The sequence below is a fragment of the Paracoccus versutus genome (assembly GCF_000763885.1).
GTDB classification, from domain to species: Bacteria; Pseudomonadota; Alphaproteobacteria; order Rhodobacterales; family Rhodobacteraceae; genus Paracoccus; species Paracoccus versutus.
In genome coordinates this window covers 34,010-54,536 of record NZ_JRKO01000011.1, presented here as the reverse complement: position 1 = coordinate 54,536, position 20,527 = coordinate 34,010, and the positions used below count along the sequence as shown (strand labels likewise).

The 20,527-nt window shown below is 69.4% G+C and carries 21 protein-coding genes; 8 read left to right on the top strand and 13 right to left on the bottom strand.

The annotated features are described in order from the left end of the window. Positions 1–182: 182 nt before the first annotated feature. The 10 genes from IT40_RS06440 to IT40_RS06395 all read right to left on the bottom strand — a co-directional run bounded on the left by IT40_RS06440 (position 183) and on the right by IT40_RS06395 (position 9,163). The gene (locus tag IT40_RS06440) at positions 183–449 is read right to left on the bottom strand and encodes a hypothetical protein (protein ID WP_036751990.1); all 267 of its coding nucleotides are present in this window, start codon (positions 447–449) and stop codon (positions 183–185) included. After that, on the bottom strand, positions 406–1,860 hold the full coding sequence (locus IT40_RS06435; protein WP_036751987.1) for a cytochrome D1 domain-containing protein: 1,455 nt from the start codon (positions 1,858–1,860) through the stop codon (positions 406–408). The genes IT40_RS06440 and IT40_RS06435 overlap by 44 nt, the downstream gene beginning before the upstream one ends. Further along, positions 1,835–3,058, bottom strand: coding sequence for a heme d1 biosynthesis radical SAM protein NirJ (gene nirJ / locus IT40_RS06430; RefSeq protein ID WP_036751984.1), 1,224 nt, complete (start codon positions 3,056–3,058; stop codon positions 1,835–1,837). The genes IT40_RS06435 and nirJ overlap by 26 nt, the downstream gene beginning before the upstream one ends. Before the next feature lie 12 nt (positions 3,059–3,070). Continuing rightward, complete coding sequence (gene ahbB, locus IT40_RS06425) at positions 3,071–3,553, bottom strand: siroheme decarboxylase subunit beta (protein ID WP_036751981.1); 483 nt, start codon at positions 3,551–3,553, stop codon at positions 3,071–3,073. After that, positions 3,550–4,023, bottom strand: a complete 474-nt coding sequence (locus IT40_RS06420; RefSeq protein WP_036751977.1) for an Lrp/AsnC family transcriptional regulator — start codon at positions 4,021–4,023, stop codon at positions 3,550–3,552. Before IT40_RS06420 ends, ahbB (IT40_RS06425) begins: the two co-directional genes overlap by 4 nt. Beyond that, positions 4,020–4,994 (bottom strand): siroheme decarboxylase subunit beta, encoded by a 975-nt coding sequence (gene ahbB, locus IT40_RS06415; protein WP_036751974.1) that lies wholly within the window; start codon positions 4,992–4,994, stop codon positions 4,020–4,022. The genes IT40_RS06420 and ahbB (IT40_RS06415) overlap by 4 nt, the downstream gene beginning before the upstream one ends. A 1-nt stretch (position 4,995) precedes the next feature. After that, on the bottom strand, positions 4,996–6,147 hold the full coding sequence (locus IT40_RS06410; protein WP_036751971.1) for a cytochrome D1 domain-containing protein: 1,152 nt from the start codon (positions 6,145–6,147) through the stop codon (positions 4,996–4,998). After that, entirely contained in the window at positions 6,144–6,455 is a 312-nt protein-coding gene (locus tag IT40_RS06405; protein ID WP_036751969.1) for a c-type cytochrome, read from the bottom strand. The genes IT40_RS06410 and IT40_RS06405 overlap by 4 nt, the downstream gene beginning before the upstream one ends. Continuing rightward, the gene (gene cobA, locus IT40_RS06400) at positions 6,448–7,308 is read right to left on the bottom strand and encodes a uroporphyrinogen-III C-methyltransferase (RefSeq protein ID WP_036752143.1); all 861 of its coding nucleotides are present in this window, start codon (positions 7,306–7,308) and stop codon (positions 6,448–6,450) included. The genes IT40_RS06405 and cobA overlap by 8 nt, the downstream gene beginning before the upstream one ends. Positions 7,309–7,372: 64 nt before the next feature. Then, complete coding sequence (locus tag IT40_RS06395) at positions 7,373–9,163, bottom strand: nitrite reductase (RefSeq protein ID WP_036751967.1); 1,791 nt, start codon at positions 9,161–9,163, stop codon at positions 7,373–7,375. A gap of 126 nt (positions 9,164–9,289) precedes the next feature. On the opposite strand from IT40_RS06395, the gene IT40_RS06390 reads away from it, so the two are divergent. From IT40_RS06390 to IT40_RS06355, 8 genes are all read left to right on the top strand, one after another. Then, positions 9,290–11,335 (top strand): NosR/NirI family protein, encoded by a 2,046-nt coding sequence (locus IT40_RS06390; RefSeq protein WP_052095766.1) that lies wholly within the window; start codon positions 9,290–9,292, stop codon positions 11,333–11,335. Continuing rightward, positions 11,332–12,258 (top strand): FAD:protein FMN transferase, encoded by a 927-nt coding sequence (locus tag IT40_RS06385; RefSeq protein WP_036751965.1) that lies wholly within the window; start codon positions 11,332–11,334, stop codon positions 12,256–12,258. The genes IT40_RS06390 and IT40_RS06385 overlap by 4 nt, the downstream gene beginning before the upstream one ends. 74 nt (positions 12,259–12,332) lie before the next feature. Continuing rightward, positions 12,333–12,785, top strand: a complete 453-nt coding sequence (locus IT40_RS06380; protein ID WP_036751962.1) for a c-type cytochrome — start codon at positions 12,333–12,335, stop codon at positions 12,783–12,785. A 12-nt stretch (positions 12,786–12,797) separates the two neighbouring features. After that, positions 12,798–14,186: a cbb3-type cytochrome c oxidase subunit I gene (locus tag IT40_RS06375; RefSeq protein ID WP_036751959.1), complete on the top strand. Its 1,389-nt coding sequence runs from the start codon at positions 12,798–12,800 to the stop codon at positions 14,184–14,186. A gap of 3 nt (positions 14,187–14,189) precedes the next feature. Then, entirely contained in the window at positions 14,190–15,002 is an 813-nt protein-coding gene (locus IT40_RS06370; protein WP_036751956.1) for a CbbQ/NirQ/NorQ/GpvN family protein, read from the top strand. Between the two features lie 14 nt (positions 15,003–15,016). Beyond that, complete coding sequence (locus IT40_RS06365) at positions 15,017–16,933, top strand: nitric oxide reductase activation protein NorD (RefSeq protein WP_208021262.1); 1,917 nt, start codon at positions 15,017–15,019, stop codon at positions 16,931–16,933. After that, entirely contained in the window at positions 16,933–17,469 is a 537-nt protein-coding gene (locus IT40_RS06360; protein ID WP_036751950.1) for a cytochrome c oxidase subunit 3, read from the top strand. The genes IT40_RS06365 and IT40_RS06360 overlap by 1 nt, the downstream gene beginning before the upstream one ends. Before the next feature lie 3 nt (positions 17,470–17,472). Beyond that, complete coding sequence (locus IT40_RS06355) at positions 17,473–17,706, top strand: cytochrome C oxidase subunit IV family protein (protein WP_036751948.1); 234 nt, start codon at positions 17,473–17,475, stop codon at positions 17,704–17,706. A 12-nt stretch (positions 17,707–17,718) separates the two neighbouring features. On the opposite strand, the gene IT40_RS06350 is transcribed toward IT40_RS06355, so the two are convergent. The 3 genes from IT40_RS06350 to IT40_RS06345 all read right to left on the bottom strand — a co-directional run bounded on the left by IT40_RS06350 (position 17,719) and on the right by IT40_RS06345 (position 20,464). Continuing rightward, the gene (locus IT40_RS06350; RefSeq protein ID WP_036751945.1) at positions 17,719–18,825 is read right to left on the bottom strand and encodes a helix-turn-helix transcriptional regulator; all 1,107 of its coding nucleotides are present in this window, start codon (positions 18,823–18,825) and stop codon (positions 17,719–17,721) included. Positions 18,826–19,023: 198 nt separating this feature from the next. Continuing rightward, entirely contained in the window at positions 19,024–19,194 is a 171-nt protein-coding gene (locus tag IT40_RS28390; RefSeq protein WP_157034060.1) for a hypothetical protein, read from the bottom strand. A 595-nt stretch (positions 19,195–19,789) separates the two neighbouring features. Continuing rightward, positions 19,790–20,464 carry a Crp/Fnr family transcriptional regulator gene (locus tag IT40_RS06345; RefSeq protein WP_036751943.1) on the bottom strand — a complete coding sequence of 225 codons (675 nt, stop codon included), beginning with the start codon at positions 20,462–20,464 and terminating at the stop codon, positions 19,790–19,792. Positions 20,465–20,527: the final 63 nt, after the last annotated feature.

Genomic DNA, 20,527 nt, shown 5'->3' with positions numbered 1-20,527 from the left:
GCTGCGACGGATGGCTCTTTCGAATCTACGCACCTTCTGGAGACAGGTTCTAGCAGCTTCCGAAATTGTTGGAATTTATAAGTTTTAATAGTTTTAATAACTTTTTATTATGTAGGGTGCCGCAGTTTCGCGCCCCTTTGCGCCGGCCGGGCGCAGGGGGGCCGCCTTTCCGGTGAAAAGGGTCAGTCGCGCGGCCGGGCGCGGTCCATCAGGCTGCGGATCCAGCGCCCCGAGGCCCAGCCCGCCGGCACGCCCAGAAGCAGCGCGGCGCCGGCGGCCTGCATCGGCGGCAGCACCGGCAGGCCGATCCAGCTGGCCAGAAGCGACAGCATGAACAGGTTGATCCAGACCGCCGCCGCCGCGAAGGGATAGAACAGCAGCGCCAGTTTCCAGGCCGGCCAGCCGTCAGTGGCTGGTTCCGTCCTCGAAGGTGATCTTGTTCCAGACATTGTATTTCCCCGAAGGCTTGCGCATCGGCAGCCGTTTCACCTCGTCCAGCGTCCCGGCATCATAGACCACGACCGCGCCCTCGTCCTCCCACAACGAGACCAGGACATGTCTGCCGTCGCGGGTGAATTCGCTATGGGCGAAGGTCTGGCCGGGAAAGGGCGCCAGCGTCTTGACGATTTCCAGCGTCTCCTTGTCGATGACATGCATCTCGTCCTTGTGCGGGCCGAAGAAGACGTCCGCCCAGACATAGGGGCTGGCGGCATGGCCGCGCAGGAAGAAGCCGGGGCCGTCGGTCTTGATCTGCTTGACCAGGCTCCAGTCCTGCATGTCGATGACCGAGATCACCCCCTCGCCCAGATGCGGGGTGGCCATGACGCGGCGGCCGCCCCGTTCCCAGGTGATGCCCGAGCCCAGGTGCGGCATCCCCGGCAAGGGCAGTTCCGCCACCTTGTGCCCGTCGTCCAGGTCGATCACCACGCCCTTGTCGCCCGCCCGGTTGGCGCCGATCAGCTGGCGGTAGTCGGGCGAGAAGAAGAAATCGTCCAGCGGCTCGTCGATCGGGATGCGGCGGATGGCCAGGTCGGCGGTCGCCACCTCCCAGATCTCGGGTGCGTCCTTCAGCGCCAGCACGAAGCTGCGGCGCTGCGGCGCCTGGTAGACGGCGCTGACCCGGCTGGGGGTGCCGCCGACCTCGGTCTCGATCAGCCGCAGCGGATTCAGGTCGGCGTCCAGGATGGTCAGGCTTTCGGGCAGGTAGTTCGCGACCGCGATGCGCTGGCCGTCCGGGCTGATGGCGATGTTGCGGCTGTTCAGCGCGGCGCGGATGCGGCCGACCTCGGCCAGCGACCAGATGTCGTATTTCTGCACCCAGCCGTCGCGCGACATGATGTAGACGAAGCGCCCGTCGGGGCTGAACTTCGGCCCGCCATGCACGGCGAAGGGGGTGGCGAAGCGGTCCAGGACCTCGAACGTGTCGCCGTCCAGCACGCTGACGTGATGGTCGCCGGTCTCCACCACCAGGGTGATGTTCAGCGGATCGGCGGCAAAGACCGGCTTGTCCGCCGGGTGGTAGTCGGCATTCATCTCGCGGCTGGCGGCGATCTGCTCGGCGCTCCAGTCCGGGCGGTGGTCCAACGGTGCGGTGACATAGCCGACCAGAGCCGCGATGGCCTCGGGCGACAGCCGGTCGGCAAAGCCCTCCATCTGGGTCGAGACCCTGCCTTGGGCGATCACCCCGTCGATGACCTTCACGCGCCCCAGCGTCTCGGGGATCAGCGCCGGGCCGGTGCCGCCCAGCCGGTCCTCGCCATGGCAGGCGGCGCAATGCTCGGCGTAATCGGTGGCCGGGTCGGCCTGCGCCGCCAGCGGCAGGGCAAGCAGCAGGCTAAAGGAAACGATGGGCCGGATCATGGCTTTTTCCCCGGAAAGGCGTGACGGCAAGGCGGCCCTGGTCGGCGCCCTCGGCGCCGATCTCGGAGCCTGAGAGATAGCAGGCCGGGTCTTCGGCCCATGGGTCGCCGGTCAGTTGCAGCGCGCGGATGCGGGTATTGCCGCCGCAGACCGCCTGATAGGCGCAGGCGCCGCAGCGCCCCTTCAGCGGCCGCGGCCGGGTGCGCAGCGTGGCCAGGATTGGGTCGTCCCCGGTCCAGATCGCGGAAAACGGCCGTTCCTTGACCGAGCCCAGCGTATAGTCCGACCAATAGGTATCGGGATGGACGCGGCCCTGCGGGTCGATGTTGCCGACCCCGAGCCCCGAGGAATTGCCGCCCCAGGCCTCCAGATGCGCGCGCAGATGCGCGACGGCGGCGGGTGCAAAGCGCGTCTCGGCCCAACGCAGGAAATAGACCGCATCGGCGTCGTTGTTGCCGGTGACGACCTCCAGCGGCTCGCCTTGCTCGACCGCCTGCCAGGCGCGGGCGATCAGCAGGTCCATGGCGCGGCGGGTGCGGGCATGCTCGGTATCCTCGCCCCGGTGCTTGTCGCCGCGACCGGCATAGACCAGATGCGACAGGTAGAACTTGTCCACGCCCTCGTCGCGGCACAGGTCCAGCATGGCGGGCAGGTGATGGGCATTGCCCTCGGTGATGGTGAAGCGCAGGCCCACCTTGACGCCCTGCGCCTTGCAGGCGCGCACGCCGGCCAGCGCCTGGTCGAAGGCGCCCTCGACGCCGCGGAACCAGTCGTTCACCGCGCCGATCCCGTCCAGCGAGATGCCGACATAGTCGAAGCCCAGCCCGGCCAGCCGGTCCACGTTCTGCGCATTGATCTTGGTGCCGTTGGTCGACAGCGACAGGTGGCGGAAATCCAGCCGCCGCGCCTCGGCCGCCAGTTCCCAGAAGTCGAAGCGCGACATCGGCTCGCCCCCCGACAGGATCAGCGCCGGGATGCGGAAATCCGACAGATCCCGCAGCACCGCCATGGCCTGGTCATGCGAAAGCTCGCCCGGAAACGGCCGGTCGGCCGAGACGGTATAGCAATGGCGGCATTTCAGGTTGCAGCTGCGCGTCAGGTTCCAGATCACCACCGGGCGGACCGCATCCGGCCGGCTGCGGCGGCGCGGCGGCGAGGGGTCCAGAAGCTGCTGCATGTATTGGGTCAGGCGGAACATGGTTTGCCTTTCTTAGCCGTCCTTCAGGCGCAGGCCGGTCTTTTTCAGGATCCGGGTGGAATAGAGGATGTCGTCGGCCCGGCAGGCGGCGCCCAGCAGCGCGCGGACCTGGGCGCGCTTTTGCTCGACCTCGGCGCGGCTCTGGCCGTGCAGCATGGCGAACAGGTTGTAGCGCCAGACCGGCGCGCGCGGCCGCAGGTAGCAATGCGTCACGAAATCCAGCGCGCCCACCTTTTCGCCAAGGCCGGCCGCCTGCGCGTCCTCGACGTCCCAGACGCTCATGCCGTTCGCGGTCATTCCCAGCGCGTAGTGGTTGGGCGCGATGGCGATGCGGCGGATCACGCCGCGCGCGTGCAGGACCGACAGCCTGGTGATGACCTGCGTTTCGGTGAGGCCCAGGTCGGCGGCGATCCGGGCATAAGGCGCCTCGACCAGCGGCAGCCCGGCTTGCGTCGCGGCGATCAGCCGGCGGTCGGTATCGTCCAGGACCGTCATGCCGCCACCCGAAAGCCGATGAAGAACTCCCGCAGCTTGGGAAAGCGCCAGACGGTCAGCCCGGTCTCGGCCTCGATCTGCCCGGCGGTCTCGGCGATGGCTTCGGGCGTGGCGGTGGCCAGCACGAACCACATGTTCAGCGCATGGTCGCGGGCATAGTTATGCGCCACCTCGGGATGGGCGTTGACCAGATCGGCGATGCGGTCGAAATCCGCCTGCGGCGCGGAAAGCGCGCAAAGGCAGAAGGCCCCGCCCATCGCCGCGGCGTCGTAGAACGGGCCGAAGCGGGTGATGGCGCCGATCGCGCGCAGGCGTTCGAGCCGCCCGATCAGTTCGGCGCCGGTCAGGCCAAGCGCCGCGCCGGCATCGTCGAAGGGGCGGGGGGTCAGCGGAAACCCCTCTTGCAGGCTGTTCAGGATGGCGCGGTCGGTATCGTCCAGCGCCTCGGGGGGCAGGGTCTGGCGGCTCATGCGGCAACCTCGGCGATGACGGCGCCCCGCTGGCGAAAGCAGCGGGTCGAGAACAGGATGCGATGCGGCACGCCTTGCAGTTCGGGCAGGGCGCGGGCCTGGACCAGCACCTCCATCGCCTCGGCGCGCGAGCGGGCGTGGATCATGCAGAACAGCGGCCAGCTCCACAGCCCCGGCACGCAGCGGCGCTGATAGCACAGCGTCACGCCGGGAACCCCGGCCAGCGCCGTGCCGGCGGCCTCGACCGCGGCTTCGGGCAGGCGCCAGACCACCATGGCGTTCTGGGTCCAGCCGAGCGCGCGATGGCGCACGATCACGCCGACGCGGGTCAGGATGCGGGCCTCGGCCAGCGCGCGGATGCGCGAGATCACCTCGGCCTCGCTGCGGTGCAGCGCCTGTCCCAGCGCGACGAAGGGGCGCGGCACCAGCGCCAGCCCGGTGGTCAGCGCCTGCATCAGCGCCTTGTCGCGCGGGCGCAGCGCGGCCAGGTCGGCGGGCCGGTCCAGCGCCATGGCGCGGCGCGGGCCGAGCAGCGGAAAGCCCAGGTCGATGTTGAAGGCCCGCACCAGCGGCAGCGACAAGGGCAGCAGCCCCGTCGCCGTCTCGATCCGGGCCAGGCTTTCCTCCAGCGCGGCGGCATCGGGGGCGGTGGCGACGAACCACAGGTTCCAGTCGCTGCCCTCGCGCAGATAGGCGTGGTTGACGCCGGGCTCGGCCCCGACCAGCGCCGCGACCTTGTCGATGCGCCGCACCGGCACGCGCAGCGCGGCGAGCGTCGAGGCGCCGGCGGTGTTCGGCCGGCAGGTGGCGCCGATGCGGGCGATCAGCCCCTCGTCGCGCAGGCGGGTCAGGCGGGCGATCACCTCGGCCTCGCTGGTGTCGAGGCGGTGGGCGATGGCGGCGAAGGGCCGGGTCTCCAGCGGCAGGTCGCGCTGGAAACCGTCCAGCAGGCGCAGGTCCAGATCATCCATGTCATAACCCCGTGCGATGCGCGCGATCGGTGAAGAAGATGCCCGAGGGCGCGCGGGCCTCGATCTCGCCCAGAACCTCGCGGGTGCGGGTGTCGCGGATCTCGACCCGGTTCTCGTCGCGGACCGACAGCCAGACCTCGCGCCCGCGGGGGGCGAATTCCATGTGCAGCACACCCTTGCCGGGGGTCAGCGTGTCCAGAACCTCGTGGGTCAGCACGTCCACCACCTGCAGCTTGTCGTTGTCGGGCGGGGCGAAGTTCACCCAGACCTCGCGCTGGTCGGGGCGGGCCAGGGCAAAGACCGGCTGGCCGGCCAGCTCGGTGCGGCCGATCTCGGCCAGCCCGTCGGCATCGACCCAAAGCAGCTGGTGCAGCCCCACGGCAGGCAGGGCGAAAAGCCCGTCGGCCAGGGTCCAGCCTTGCAGATGCGGCATCTTGTAGACCGGCAGGTCGGGCTGGTCCTTGCCGTAGTCGGGCAGGAAGCGCGTGACCTTGGGCGGGTCTTGCCACAGGTCGACCTGCGTCAGTCCCTTTTCGCCGAAGAGCCCGACGATATAGTGCCGCCCGTCGCCGGTCAGCAGCGCGTCATAGGGGTTGGCGCCGATGCCTTCCAGCGTCGTCACCGCAGGCTGCGCCGGATCGGCGGAATGGTCGAGGATCCAGACCTCGCCCGTGTCCCAGGTAGCCACCACGAAGCGCGAGCCGGGCGCATCGGCGATGCCCACGGTCTTGGAGCCCATCGGCACGTCCGCCACCAACTCCAGCGTCTCGGCGTCGAAGACCTTGACGCCGCCCGGCTCGTAATTCGCGACCGCGACCAGACGGCCGTCGTCCGAGATGGCGCCGCCGATGGAATTGCCGGCCTGCACCACGCGGCGGACCACCTGCCGGGTCAGGATGTCGACCTTGGTCAGCCCGCCGTCGCGGCCGAAGACATAGGCGAAGCGTTCGTCGGGGGAATAGACCAGGCTCGCGTGGGACAGGTCGCCCAGCCCCTCGATCCGGCCGAGCGCGGCGCGTTCGCTGCGGTCCACGACCAGCAGCGAGCCGGCCTCGCGCTCGACCACCAGGCCCAGGTCGCCGGTGCCGCGCAACGCGTCGGCCAGCGCCGGGCTGGCGATCATCAGGGCGGCCAGGAATGGCTTGAGCATCATTGCGTCTCCGTCGTCAGAAGGTAATCGGCGATCCAGCGCGCCTCGTCCTCGGTCAGCAGCGGGCGCCAGCCGGGCATGGCGGTGCCGGGCATGCCGTCCAGGATCACGCCGCTCAGATCCTCGGCATCGCGCCCGGCCAGCGCCTGGGCGGTGATCGGCCGGCCGAGCCCGCCGGTCAGCCGCAAGCCGTGGCACGAGCCGCAATCCTGCCGCACCAGATGGCGCAGCTGGTCCTGCCGCGCGGCATCGGGCGGGCCCGCCGCAGCGGTCCCGGCCAGCAGCACCAGCAGGAGCGCCAGCCTAGCCATGCGCCACCAGCCGCCATTCCGGGCGGTAAAGCCCCTGCGGCAGGGCGCAATCCTCGGCCATTGCCGCGACATGGCCGACGATGAACAGCACCGGCGCCGGCAGCGGCTCGCGCGCCAGGGCGGCGGCGATGCCCGACAGCGTGGCGCGCAGCCGCCGTTCCTGCGGGGTGCTGGCCTGCGACACGGCCAGCACCGGCAGGTCGGCCGGCATGCCGTGGCGGATCAGCTGGGCCGCGATCTCGGCCATGTTCGCCGCGCCCATGTAGACGGCCAGCGTGGTCTTCGGATCGGCCAGCGAGGCCCAGTCGAGGTCCAGCGCCGCGTCCCGCGCCCGGTGGCCGGTGACATGGCGCAGCCCGGTCGCCAGCCCGCGATGCGTCAGCGGGAACCGGGCCGAGGCCGCCGCGCCCTGCGCCGCGGTGATGCCGGGCACATAGTCGCAGGGGATGCCGGCACGGGTCACGGCCTCGAACTCCTCGCCGCCGCGGCCGAAGATGGTCGGATCGCCGCCCTTGAGCCGCGCCACGGCCAGGCCGGACAGGGCCAGCTCGACCAGAAGCGCGTTGATCTCATCCTGCGGCACGGGATGGAAGCCCGCCGCCTTGCCCACCGGGATGCGCCGGACATGGGCGGGGATGCAGGCCATCACCTCGTCCGAGACCAGCCGGTCATGCACCACCACATCCGCCTGCTGCAAAAGCCGCAGCGCCCGCAGCGTCAGCAACTCGGCGTCGCCCGGACCGGCGCCGATCAGATCGACCCTGCCCATCCGTGCCTTGCCCGCTGCCGCATCGTTCAAGTTGCGCGCGGCCATGCCTGGCGCCGCGCCGCCCGTCACCGTCTTGCCGGCCATGTCGAACCCCATTGAAATACTGCCGGGGCGGGGGCGCGAACGCCCCCACCTGGGTTGTGACCGCTCAATAGGTGTCGGTCATGGTGTTGTAGACGTTGAACTTGCCGGTGGGCGTCACCAGCCGCTCATCCTTGATGACGTGCTTCAGCTCCAGCGTCTTGTCGTCCACCACGACCAGCGCCGATTCCTGGTCCTTGCCGTTCCAGACGCTGAACCAGACCTCGGTGCCGTCCTTGTTGAACTCGCCCTGCACGACGCGGGGCTGGCCCTCGGTGATGCCGGCCCATTCGGCGATGGGCAGGGTGGTGAACTCGGGGTCCGAGTCGTCGCCCGTCATCGCCTTGGTGTCGAAGACCGCGACCGAGCCCGAGATCTCGGCCTCGGGGTTCAGGGTCGCATCGACATAGAGGTATTGCGAATTCGGGTGCGTCTTGATGAACAGCGAGCCGCCCCCCAGCGCCGGGAAGCTGTCCAGGATCTTCCAGGCATTGTCGGGATGGCCCTCGGGATCGGTGCCGATCAGCGCCACCGAATCGTCGCCCATGTGCGAGGTCGCCCAGACCGGCCCGAAGGTCGGGTGGACGAAGTTCGCGCCGCGGCCCGGATGCGGGGTCTGGCCGCCGGTATCCTCGATCGCGACCAGCTTGCCTTCCTTGGTGTCGATCACCACCAGCTTGTTGCGGGCGTTCGCCGCGGTGATGAAGTAGCGGTGCGAACCGTCCAGGCCGCCGTCGTGCAGGAAGCGCTCGGCGCTGATCTCGGTGGTCTTGAGGTTGTCGAGGTCGGTATAGTCCACCAGCAGGATCTTGCCCGTTTCCTTGACGTTCACGATGAACTCGGGCCGGTAGTGGCTGGCCAGGATCGCGGCGACGCGCGGCTCGGGGTGATATTCCTGCTCGTCATAGGTCATGCCGCGCGTGGACTGGATCTTTCTCGGCTCCAGCGTCTCGCCGTCCATGATGACGTATTGCGGCGGCCAATAGGCCCCGGCGATGGCGTATTTGTCCTCCCAGCCCTCCATCTTTGAGGTCTCGATGGAACGCGCCTCCGAGCCGATCTTGATCTCGGCGACGGTAGTGGGCTCCTTCATCCACAGGTCGATCATGTTGACCTTGCCGTCGCGGCCGATCACGAACAGATAGCGGCCCGAGGCGGACAGCCGGCTGATATGGACCGCATAGCCCGTATCGAGGACCGACTTGATCTCGTAGGTGGCGCCGTCGATCAGCGCGATCTGGCCGGCGTCGCGCAGGGTGACGCTGAACAGGTTTTCCAGATCCCAGTCGTTTTCCTGATGGGTGGGGCGGTCTTCGGGCGCGACATGCACCTTCCAGGATTCGCGCATCTCCTTCATGCCGAATTCCGGCGGCGCGGCCGGGTCAAGAAGCAGGTAGTTCGCCATCAGGTCGACCTGCTCGGCCGAAAGGTCGCCCGAGGTGCCCCAGTTCGGCATCCCCGCAGGCGAGCCGTAGGTGATGAAGCTTTGCAGGTAGTCGAAGCCCAGCTCGCGGGTCAGGTCGGGGGTCAGCGCTTTGCCGGTCGCGCCCTTGCGCAGGACGCCGTGGCAACCGGCGCAGCGTTCGAAATAGATCTTGTTGGCCTCGTTATACTGGGCATCGGACAAGGCGGGGACGCCCTCGGGGGCGCCCGGCGCCGCGACGTCCTGCTGCGCAAGGTTGTCCAGCGAGGGCTCGTAGCGGTTGTCGGTGCGGGTCTTGTGGTCCTCCAGCGCGGCGGCTGGATCCTTTGGCGGGGCGGCCTGTTCCTGTGCGGAGGCCGCAAGCGGCCCAAGGACAATGGCCAGGGCTGCCGAGGCCAGAAGGCCGGGTCTGGCGAATGGAGTCCTTTGTCTCATCTGGCTTTCCTATTTGCTGGCGCGCGTTCCCGTCGTTCCTGTGCGGAATTTGCGCGCAAGGCTTTGACCATTGTTAAGGCCGGGCTGCGGCATTCGCGCGATCAGCAGGAAAACCCTGGGATGCGGATGGCGATGCCCGTCAAATATCTTGTTGCACCCTGCCGCCTGCTGGCTGCGCTTCTGGCGCTGGTCCTGCTGATTCTGCCCGCCTGGGCCGAACCGCCCGCCGCCCCCGACGCGCGGCTGGCGCAGGCGCTGTTCGGCGCCGACGGGCCGGTGGTCTTGGACCGCCGCGAAACCCCGGTGCCGGGCTGGAGCGTCAGCCGCGACGGCCGGGCGCTGGGCATGATCGGCTCGACCTGGGAGATCGCGGCGACCACCGGCTATTCCGGCAAGCCGCTGGACGTGCTGGTCGCGGTCACGCCCAAGGGGGTCATCGCCGGCGCCAGGCTGGTGCGCCAGACCGAGCCGGTGCTGAGCCTCGGGATCTCGCAGGCGCATATCGCCGCCTATGTGGACGGGTTCCGCGGCGTCGACCTGTCGCAGGGCCAAGGGCGGGATCGCGGGTTGCCGCCGGTGATCTCGCGCGCGACGGTCTCGACCGGGGTGATTCGCGACGGCATCCTGCGCAGCGGCCGGGTGCTGGCGCAGGCGCAGGGGCTGGGCGGCGGCGGCATCGACCGCGTGGGCTACCGCCCCGCCACCTGGGCCGAACTGCTGGCCGAGGGGGCATTCGGCCATGCCTCGGTCTCGATGGCCGAGGCGGCGCGGGCCTTTGCCGGCGCCAAGGTGCCGGTCGAGCCATCGGAGGCGCCCTTCCTCGACCTTTATGCCGGGCTGATCGACCCGCCGACCGTCGGGCGCAACCTCTTGGGCGCGCAGGACTTCACCGCCGCCGTGGGCGCCTTGCAGCCGGGACAGGCGCTGGTGGCGGTGCTGTCGCGCGGCCTCTACAGCCCGCGCGGCACGGAATGGCGCCGCTCGGGCCGGTTCGAGCGCATCGCCTTCGAACAGGGCGCGCTGCGGATCGAGCCGGGCGACGGCGATTTCGTCATGGCCGAGACGCTGGCGCTGGCCGACGCACCGGCCTTCAAGGAAATCAGCCTGTTCCGGCTGAACATCGACCCTGCCGCCGGCGGCATCGACCCGCGCCGGCCCTTCGACCTGGTGGTGACGGCGACCCGGCCGCTGGCCGCGGGGGGCGAAGGCACGCTGCCCATCCGCGCCACCATCCGCCTGCCCGCGGCCTATGCCGTCGCCGAGGCCCCCGCCGTCCCGCTGTGGCAGGAGTTCTGGCAAAAGAAGATCCCCGGCATCGCCATCGTCGGCGCCATGCTGTTCGTGCTGGCGCTGATCCTGTTCGGGCAAGAGGCGCTGGTGCGCCGGCCGATGCTGTGGCGGCGCGTGCGGCTGGGCTTTCTGGCCACCACGCTTTTCGTGCTGGGCTGGGGGCTGAACGGCCAGCTTTCGGTGGTGCAGGTGGTGGCCTTCCTGAACGCGCTGCTGTCCGGCTTTCGCTGGGAGACCTTCCTGATCGAGCCGATCATCTTCCTGATCTGGTCCGCCGTCGCTCTGGGGCTGCTGTTCTGGGGCCGCGGCGTGTTCTGCGGCTGGCTGTGCCCCTTCGGCGCGCTGCAAGAGCTGATGAACGCCGCCGCCCAGCGGCTGGGGGTGCGGCAGATTGCCGTGCCCCAGGCCCTGCACGAGCGGCTATGGGTCATCAAGTATACGCTGTTCGTCGCCATCGTCGCGCTGAGCTTCTACAGCATGGAGCAGGCGCTGATCCTGGCCGAGGTCGAGCCGTTCAAGACCGCGATCTCGATGCGCTTCCTGCGCGCCTGGCCCTTCGTGCTGTTCGCGCTTGCGGTGCTGGCGGGCGGGCTGTTCATCGAGCGGTTCTATTGCCGCTACCTGTGTCCCCTGGGCGCGGGGCTGGCGATCCCGGCCAAGCTGAAGATCTTCGACTGGCTCAAGCGCCGCCCGCAATGCGGCCGCGAATGCCGGCTGTGCGAGACGAAATGCACCGTCGGCGCCATCGACCCGCTGGGCCGGATCAACCCCAACGAATGCGTGCTGTGCCTGCGCTGCCAGGTGGTGATGAACGACCCCGGCACCTGCCCGGTGCTCAAGCGCCGCGCCCGCAGCCCCGCCCCGACCGGAGATGCGCCATGAACCGCCGCCGCTTCCTGCTGCTGACCGCCTGCGCCGCGCTGCCCGGCATGGCAGGCGCCGCACCCGCCGCGCCTTCCCAGGAATGGCGGGGTCGCGCCATGGGTGCCGATGTCACCCTGCGGCTGCATGGCGCAGGCCCGGCGCAGGCGCGCGGCTTCTTTGCCGAGGCGGCGCGGCTGCTGGCCCAGGTCGAAAACCTGTTCTCGCTGCATCGCGATTCGGACCTGGCGCGGCTGAACCGCGACGGGCGGCTGCGCTTTCCCGCCGCCGGCATGGTCGAGTTGCTGGCCCTGTCCGACCGGCTGCATCGCGCCACCGGCGGCGCCTTCGACCCCACCGTGCAGCCGCTGTGGCTGGCGCGGGCGCAGGGCGGGGACGAGGCCGCGGCCCGTGCCCTGGCCGGCTGGGATTCGGTCGCCTGGTCGCGGGCCGAGGTGCGGCTGGCCCGCCCCGGCATGGCGCTGACCTTCAACGGCCTGGCGCAGGGCTGGGCTGCCGACAGGCTGGCCGAGGCGGCCGCGCGCCACGGCCTGACCGACCTGCTGATCGACGCGGGCGAGATGCGGGCGCTGGGTGCGCGCGGCTGGCGGGTGGGGCTGGCCGATGCCGCAGGGCGCGAACACCGGCGCATCCGACTGGGCGACCGGGCGCTGGCGACCTCGTCGCCCGGCGGCACGCTGATCGGCCCGCGCGGCCTGCCGCATATCCTGGCGCCGGACGGCGGGGCGCCGCCTTGGGACACGATCTCGGTCAGCGCCGACAGCGCCGCCCTGGCCGACGGGCTTTCGACCGCGCTTTGCCTGATGCCGCCCGAGGCCGCCTGCGCGGCGCTGGCGCGCCTGCCGGGCTGCCGGATCGAGCTGGCGATCCCCGCGCCGCATGCGGAATTTCCCGGCAAGATCTCAAGCTTTTGCCTCGCTTGACTTTCATCAATGATCGACTCACGCTTGCCGGACAGTGAGGTCGTATCGAAAACAACAGATAGGGGACCCGCGTCATGAGCGAAATCATGACCAAGAACATGGCCCGGAACGTCTTCTACGGCGGGTCCATATTCTTCATCCTGATCTTTGGCGCGTTAACCGTGCATAGCCATATCTATGCCCGCACCAAGGCAGTGGATGAAAGCCAGCTCACCCCCTCGGTCGCCGAGGGCAAGCATATCTGGGAACGCAACGCCTGCATTGACTGCCATACCATCCTGGGCGAGGGCGCCTATTTCGCCCCCGAGCTTGGCAATGTGATGAAACGCTGGGGCGTGCAGGATGATCCCGAATCCGCCTTCGAGACGCTGAAGGGCTGGATGGAATCCATGCCCACCGGAATCGAGGGTCGCCGCCAGATGCCCCGCTTCGATCTGACGGACGAGGAATTCCGGGCGCTGTCGGATTTCCTGCTGTGGACCGGCACGATCAACACCCAGAACTGGCCACCGAACGACGCGGGCTGAGGGGGAAAACCGATGAGATACCATTCGCAACGCATCGCCTATGCCTATTTCCTGGTGGCCATGGCGCTTTTCGCCGTTCAGGTGATTTTCGGCCTGATCATGGGCTGGATCTATGTCAGCCCGAATTTCCTGTCCGAATTGCTGCCCTTTAATATCGCGCGGATGCTGCATACCAACAGCCTGGTCGTCTGGCTGCTCTTGGGCTTTTTCGGCGCGACCTATTACATCCTGCCCGAAGAGGCCGAGCGCGAAATCCATTCGCCGATGCTGGCCTATATCCAGCTGGGCATTTTCGTGCTGGGCACGCTGGGCGTGGTCGTGACCTATCTGTTCGACCTTTTCCATGGCCATTGGCTTTTGGGCAAGGAGGGGCGCGAGTTCCTGGAACAACCGAAATGGGTCAAGGTCGGCATCGCCGTGGCCGCGGTGATCTTCATGTACAACGTCAGCATGACCGCGCTGAAGGGCCGGCGGACGGCGGTCACGAACGTGCTGCTGATGGGCCTGTGGGGGCTGGTGCTGCTGTGGCTCTTTGCCTTCTACAACCCGGCGAACCTGGTCCTCGACAAGCAATACTGGTGGTGGGTGATCCACCTGTGGGTCGAGGGCGTGTGGGAGCTGATCATGGCCGCCATCCTCGCCTTCCTGATGCTCAAGCTGACCGGCGTGGACCGCGAGGTGGTCGAGAAATGGCTTTACGTCATCGTCGCCACGGCGCTGTTCTCGGGCATCCTGGGCACCGGGCACCACTACTACTGGATCGGCCTGCCGGCCTATTGGCAGTGGATCGGCTCGATCTTCTCGAGCTTCGAGATCGTGCCCTTCTTCGCGATGATGTCCTTTGCCTTCGTCATGGTCTGGAAGGGCCGGCGCGACCACCCGAACAAGGCGGCGCTGGTCTGGAGCCTGGGCTGCACCGTGCTGGCCTTCTTCGGGGCCGGGGTCTGGGGCTTCCTGCACACGCTGCACGGGGTGAACTACTATACCCACGGCACGCAGATCACCGCCGCGCATGGCCACCTGGCCTTCTATGGCGCCTATGTCTGCCTGGTGCTGGCGCTGGTGACCTATTGCATGCCGCTGATGAAGAACCGCGACCCCTACAACCAGGTGCTGAACATGGCCTCGTTCTGGCTGATGTCCTCGGGCATGGTGTTCATGACGGTGACGCTGACCTTCGCCGGCACGGTGCAGACCCATCTGCAGCGGGTCGAGGGCGGGTTCTTCATGGACGTGCAGGACGGGCTGGCGCTGTTCTACTGGATGCGCTTCGGCTCGGGCGTCGCGGTGGTGCTGGGCGCGCTGCTCTTCATCTATGCGGTGCTGTTCCCGCGCCGCGAGGTGGTCACAGCCGGCCCGGTGCAGGCGCACAAGGACGGCCACCTGGAGGCTGCGGAGTAAGCCATGAACGCCTATGCGAAACCCGAACGGAACGGGGCGGCCGACGCCCCCTTCTACCTGCCGCAGGGCGACGAGGTCGCGGTCTTCGAGGCCGCCGCCGCGAACGACCTGCCGGTGCTGCTGAAGGGCCCGACCGGCTGCGGCAAGACGCGCTTCGTCGCCCATATGGCGGCGCGGCTGGGCCGGCCGCTTTATACGGTCGCCTGCCATGACGACCTGTCGGCGGCCGACCTGATCGGCCGCTACCTGCTCAAGGGCGGCGAGACGGTCTGGACCGACGGTCCCCTGACCCGCGCCGTGCGCGAGGGCGCGATCTGCTATCTCGACGAGGTGGTCGAGGCGCGCAAGGACGTGACCGTCGTTCTGCACCCGCTGACCGACGACCGCCGCATCCTGCCCATCGACCGCACCGGCGAGGAAATCGAGGCGGCGCCCGGCTTCATGCTGGTCGCCTCCTACAACCCCGGCTACCAGAACATCCTCAAGACGCTGAAGCCTTCGACCCGGCAGCGCTTCGTGGCCATGGAGTTCGACTTTCCCGAACCCCGGCGCGAGGCCGAGATCGTGGCCCGCGAAAGCGGCCTCGACCGCGACCGCACCCTGGGGCTGGTGCGGCTGGCGGGCAAGATCCGCGGCCTCAAGGGCCAGGACCTGGAAGAGGGGGTCTCGACCCGGTTGGTGGTCTATGCCGCCAGCCTGGTCGCGCGGGGCATGTCCCTGGACCGCGCCATCGAGGCGGCGATGATCGAGCCCCTGACCGACGATGCCGAGGTCAAGCGCGGGTTGCGCGACCTGGCCGCGGCGATCTTCGGCTAAGGGAGGACGCCATCATGGGCCTGGACCTGGAACCCTGGGAACCCGAGGAAACCGTCGGCAAGCTCTGGCACGTCTGGGCCAGCAGCTTCGGCGCGCCGGAGGCGTTCGAGGATCAGGCGGTGGCGCTTTCCGAGGTCTCGGGGCGGCTCGCGGTGCTGTTCCGGGCCCTGGGCGGCGGCGCGGGGGTCGAGATCCGGCCCGCCGCCGCCCAGGCATCGCATCATCGCATCGGCTGGCTTCGCCGGCTGGGCACCCCGGCCGAGATGGTGCCGCGCGCAAGTTTCGACGGCGAGATCCTGCGCCTGCCGGAACGGCTGACGGCGCTGCCCTCGCGCCAGGCGAACGGGGCGCTTTACCTGTGGCTGGCGGCCTGCGCCGCGCATGGCAGCCCGGTGCCGCCGCAGGACGATCCGCTGCGCCGCGACCTGGCGCGGCTGGGCGCGGCGCGCCGGGCCGTCGCGGCGACGCTGGAGGATGCGCCGGGCCTGGCCGGGCTTTACGACGATCTGGCCAGGCTGGTGCTGTCCCTGCGCCCCGACCCGCCGCTGCCCCCGGCCGAGGCGGTGGTCGAGGCGCTGGCGCGCCATCTTCTGGGCGATCCCGCGCCGCTGCCGCCCCTGGCCCGCGACTGGCTGGCCGAGCTGGACGATCCGCAGGCCAGGGCGCCGCGCGACTATCACTCGATGCGGCCGGTGCCGCTTTGGCCCGACCTGGCCCTGCCCGAGACGACGCTGGCCGCGGCGCCGGGCGATGCGCCCGACGGCATCGCCGCCGATCCGGCCAGCGCGCGCATGTTCCGCGCCCGCCGCCGGCAGAGCGACCAGCCGCAGCGCCGCGACAGCCTGATCTTGCACAAGTTCGAGGCCCTGCTGAGCTGGGCCGACCTGATGAACCTCAACCGGCATGTCGACGATGACGATCAGGACGACGCGAAGAAGGCGGCCGAGGATCAGGAAGAACTGGGCCTTGGCCAGGTGTCGAAGGCACCGGCGACGCGTTTGCGGCTGCATCTCGATCTTGCGCCCGAGGATGCGGATCTTGAGGCGGTCGCCGGCATCCGCACCTATCCCGAATGGGATGCGCGGCGCGGCCGCTACCTTGCCGATCATGTGCGCGTGCTGGAAAACCGCGCGCCCGAGCATGACGAGGCGCTGACCCCGGACCCCCGTGCGCAAGCCCGCATCCGCGCCGTGCGCCGCCAGTTCGAGGCGCTGCGTCCCGGCCGCGTCACCACCACCGGCCACCGCGACGGCGAGGAACTGGACGCCGAGCTGACCGTCCGCGCCGCCGCCGACCTGCGCGCCACCGGCCAGGGCAGCGACCGCATCTGGCGCCAGTCCCGGCCGCTTGCACGCAACCTTGCGGTGTCGATCCTGCTCGACGTGTCGCGTTCCACCGAAAGCGCGGTGACGGGCCGCGCGGTGATCGAGATCGAGCGCGAGGCGCTGGCGGCGCTGGCCTGGGGGCTGGATGCCTGCGGCGACCGTTTCGCGGTCAACGCCTTTTCCTCGCTGAAGCGCGACCGGGTGTTCCTGACCGCCTGCAAGGATTTCGACGAGCCGATGGGCGCCGCGGTCGAACGGCGCATCGCCGGGCTGCGGCCGCGCTTCTATACAAGGCTCGGCGCCGGCATCCGCCATGCCTCGGCCGGGCTGGCGCAGCAGGCCAGCAGCCGGCGGCTTTTGCTGGTCATCACCGACGGCAAGCCCAACGACCTCGACCATTACGAGGGTCGCCACGGCATCGAGGACAGCGCCATGGCGGTGCGCGAGGCGCGGCGCGCCGGCCATGCCGTGCATGGCATCACCGTGGACCGCGACGCGAAAAGCTGGTTTCCCCGCATCTTCGGCCAGGGCGGCTTTTCGCTGATCCCGCATCCCGACCGGCTGCTGGCGGCCCTGCCGGTGATCTATCGCCAGCTGGTGGCGTGATGCGGGTCCAGGATCTGCCGGGCGAGCCGATCATGTGGGTGCTGATCGCCTCGGAACTGCTGGTCTTTGCCGCCGGCATCACCGCCATGGCCGGGGTGCGGCTGACCGACCCGGCCGGCTTTGCCGCGGCGCAGGCGCAACTGCATGGCTGGATGGCGGCGCTGAACACGGCGATCCTGGTCAGCTCGGGCTTCTGCGCCGCCCTGGCCGAGCGCGCCTGCCACCGCGGCGACGGCCGCCGCGCGCGCATCGGGCTGGCGCTGGCCGCCCTGGGGGGCGCGGCCTTCCTGGCGGTGAAGGTGGTGGAATATGCCGGCGACCTGCGCGCGGGCCTGGGGATGGAGAGCCATCCGTTCTTCACCTTCTACTACCTGCTGACCGGCTTTCACGCCGCGCATGTGCTGTTCGGCATCGGCGTGCTGGCGCTGGTCGCGATCCGGCTGCGCCCCGAAGAGGTGCAGGCGGGCGCGGCCTTCTGGCACATGGTCGACCTGGTCTGGGTGCTGATCCTGCCGCCGGTCTACCTGCTGGGCTAGGGGATGGAATTGACGCGCATCTGGCTGACCCTGCTGGCGCTGACCGCCGCGACCACGGCGCTGGCCTTCGTGCCCGGCCCTGCCGCGGCGGCGGCGCTGCTGGCGGTGGCGTTCCTCAAGGCCCGCGCGATCCTGGGCGGCTTCCTGCATCTCGGCCGGGGCTCGGGCTGGCGCGCGGCCTTTACCGTGCCGCTGGCGATCTGGCTGGCGCTGGTCTGGGGGCTGCACGTCATATGACGACCCCGCCGGTCAGCGACCCGGTTCGTTCCGGTTCTGCCGCGGATGGCCATGCGCCAGGTTGACGAGCTGGGTCTGGCTGTTGACCCCGGTCTTGACGAACAGCGCCTTTTGCTGGGTTCGCACCGTCTCGTGCGACAGCCCGGCCGCCTCGGCGATCTGCCTGAGGTTGAGGCCCTGCAGCAACCCGCCCAGCACCCTGCCTTCCGCGGCGGTCAGGTCATGGGCCAGGCGCAGCCGGTCGCGCTTTTGTTCAAGGTCCAGCCCGTGCAGCCCCGGATCGACCACCAGCATGACGCAGGGGCCAAGCAGCAGTTCCGACAATTCGTCGCGGCGGATGCGGACCATGGTGATCGTGGCCTGCGCCGTCCTGAACTCTGCCAGCCTGCGCCCGGCGCGGTTGCGCGACAGCATCTCGCCCAGGCAGTCGTCGGCAGCCTGATCGACCAGCCCGACCGTGCCAAAGGGCGATTGCCGGACCGCCTGCCAGACCCTGTCCCAGAGTTGCGCGGCCGGCGACACCGGCAGGATCTTGCGATCCGCGCCGACGATCATCACCCCAAGGTCCAGTGATTGCGACAGCACCGCGGGCAGTTCCGCCAGCGCGCCCAGCCCCGAGCCGCGGCGGCACCAGGCCATGGCCCGGTGCAGGTGCCCGGAAATCCGGTTGAAGGTTTGCGACCATGCCTCGATCAGCGCGGACTGGCCCAGCGGGGCCATGATCGTCAGCGTCGCGGTGCCCGAACGCCGCGCATCCAGCAGCAGCCCCGCCGCCGTGTCCAGCCCCAGCGGCCTGAGGAAACCGTCGTGAAATTCGGTGCGCAGCAATTCGTCATGCGGCACCAGCCGATGCGCCGGCATGGACTGGCGCGACTGGGCCGCCATCGCCCGCTCCATCCAGGGGTTGCGGTGGGTATAGTAGTCCACATATTCCGCCAGCGCCTTTTCCGGCGCGCTGTTGTGCAGGATGGAGCAGCTGCCGTCGGCGCCCTGGTAGAACATCGCCCCCATGCCGCCCGGCGTTGCGCGCTCGATCTCGGCCAGGAAGTCGCGCCAGCTGCGCTCGCCCAGAAGGATCGCATAGATCAGGTCGGTCAGCCGTTCCTCGATGCCGTTCATGGATCGCCTGAAATGCCCCGCCTGCCTCTTGCTTTGCAGCCCTTGCCGCGGGCAGGGGGCGGGCCTTGTCCGGCCCGCGCATCCGACCCGGACGGGAATGCCCGGGTCGATGTTATTTTCGGATCCGCCCAGGTCAAGCGCCGATACCGGGCAAGGCCATGTTTTGGCCGCATTTTCGACAGCGCCGCGCCCCGCCGGCTACGCGGGGCAGCTGGCCATCCACCCGTCCGGGGCATAGGCACAGGACTGATTCGCGGTCTGCCTTGCCTCGGCGGCCAGGCGGCGGGTGTCCTGCAAGGCGGCCGGGATGCCGGCGACGCATTCGGCGTCCCCGGCCGCCCTGGCCTCGGCCAGGCAGGTTTCCAGCACCGCGATGCCCCTGTTCGCGCCGCATCATGCCATCTTGACCGAGACATGGACCGAGCTGCCGCCTTGCGCGCCCAGGGCGAGCAGCCGGTCGGAATAGTCGCGAAGCCGGCTGCTTGCCGCGCGGCATTGCGGCCGCTGGTCGCATTTCCCGGTGCCGGGCCGGGATGCGCCTGCCGAGGCCGCTGCGGGCGTGTCCAGCGTGGCGGTTCGCCTTGGATCGGCGACCCCGTGGCGGCGGGCGCAGCCTCGGCCGCCGAACGGCGCTGGGCGGCATCGTTCAGGCTGGCGGTCGCGACCTGAAGCCGGGCGTCGCGATAGGCATCCCCGCCGAAGGCCGCCGCCGGCAGGCCCACGGCCGCCGTCATCTCGCCCTGGTTCACCTGGTCGGCGGTCGTGGGGTCCAGCCCGGAGGTGTCGCAGGCCGACAACAGCATCAAGGGCGCCAAGGCACTGGCAAGAGCAAAGCCGCGGTGCGTTTCAACCTTTCCACGGAAAGCAATGCACCGTCGCTATCGCGCAACCGCCGGCGGGCCTTCACCCGATGGGGCGAGGGCCGGCGCGGCGCGCGGTGATTTCCAATGCCGGGGGCGGCGGGTCAGTCCATGGCCAGCATGCGCAATTCGGCGATGTCGGCGATGGTGGCCTTGTCGGCCTCGACCTCGACGCCGTGCTGGCGCAGCCGGGCGAAGGCGCGCGACAGGCTTTCGGGCTGCATGCCCAGGTGCCCGGCGATCAGGCGCTTGTTATAGGGCAGCCGGACTTCGGCCGGGCCGGCCACGGCATCCGACAGGTCGGCCAGGAACTGCGCCACCCGCTGCACCCCGGTATGGGCCTTGAGCTTTTCGATCTGGTCCACCAGCCCTTGCAGATGCACGAAGGTCGAGGCGAGCAGGCCGATGGCGAATTCCTGATTCTCCAGCAGAAGCTGGCGCAGCCGCGCCCCGTCGATCTGCAGGACCGTGCAGTCCGACACCGCCTCGGCCGAGACGGGATAGGGCGTGCCGCGCAGCGCCATCGCCTCGGCGAAGCTGCGGTTGCGGCCCAGGATCGCCACCACCGCCTCGGACCCGCCGGGGGTCAGCCGCGACAGCTTGATGAAGCCGTTCAGCACGATGAACACCGCCCGCGCCGGATCGCCTTGCAGGAAGATGGTCTCGCCCTCGCGATAACTGCGGCGCTGGGCGTCCTTCAGCAGCTTGTCGCGCACTTCGGGGGCCAGCCCGTTCAGCAGAACGGATTTCTTCACCGCCTCGGGCAGGGGGGCGTTCATCGCAGCCTCATCCTTGGTTTCGCGCGGGGCCGAGTGTCGCACGAGCGGCGGGCGAGGAAAAGA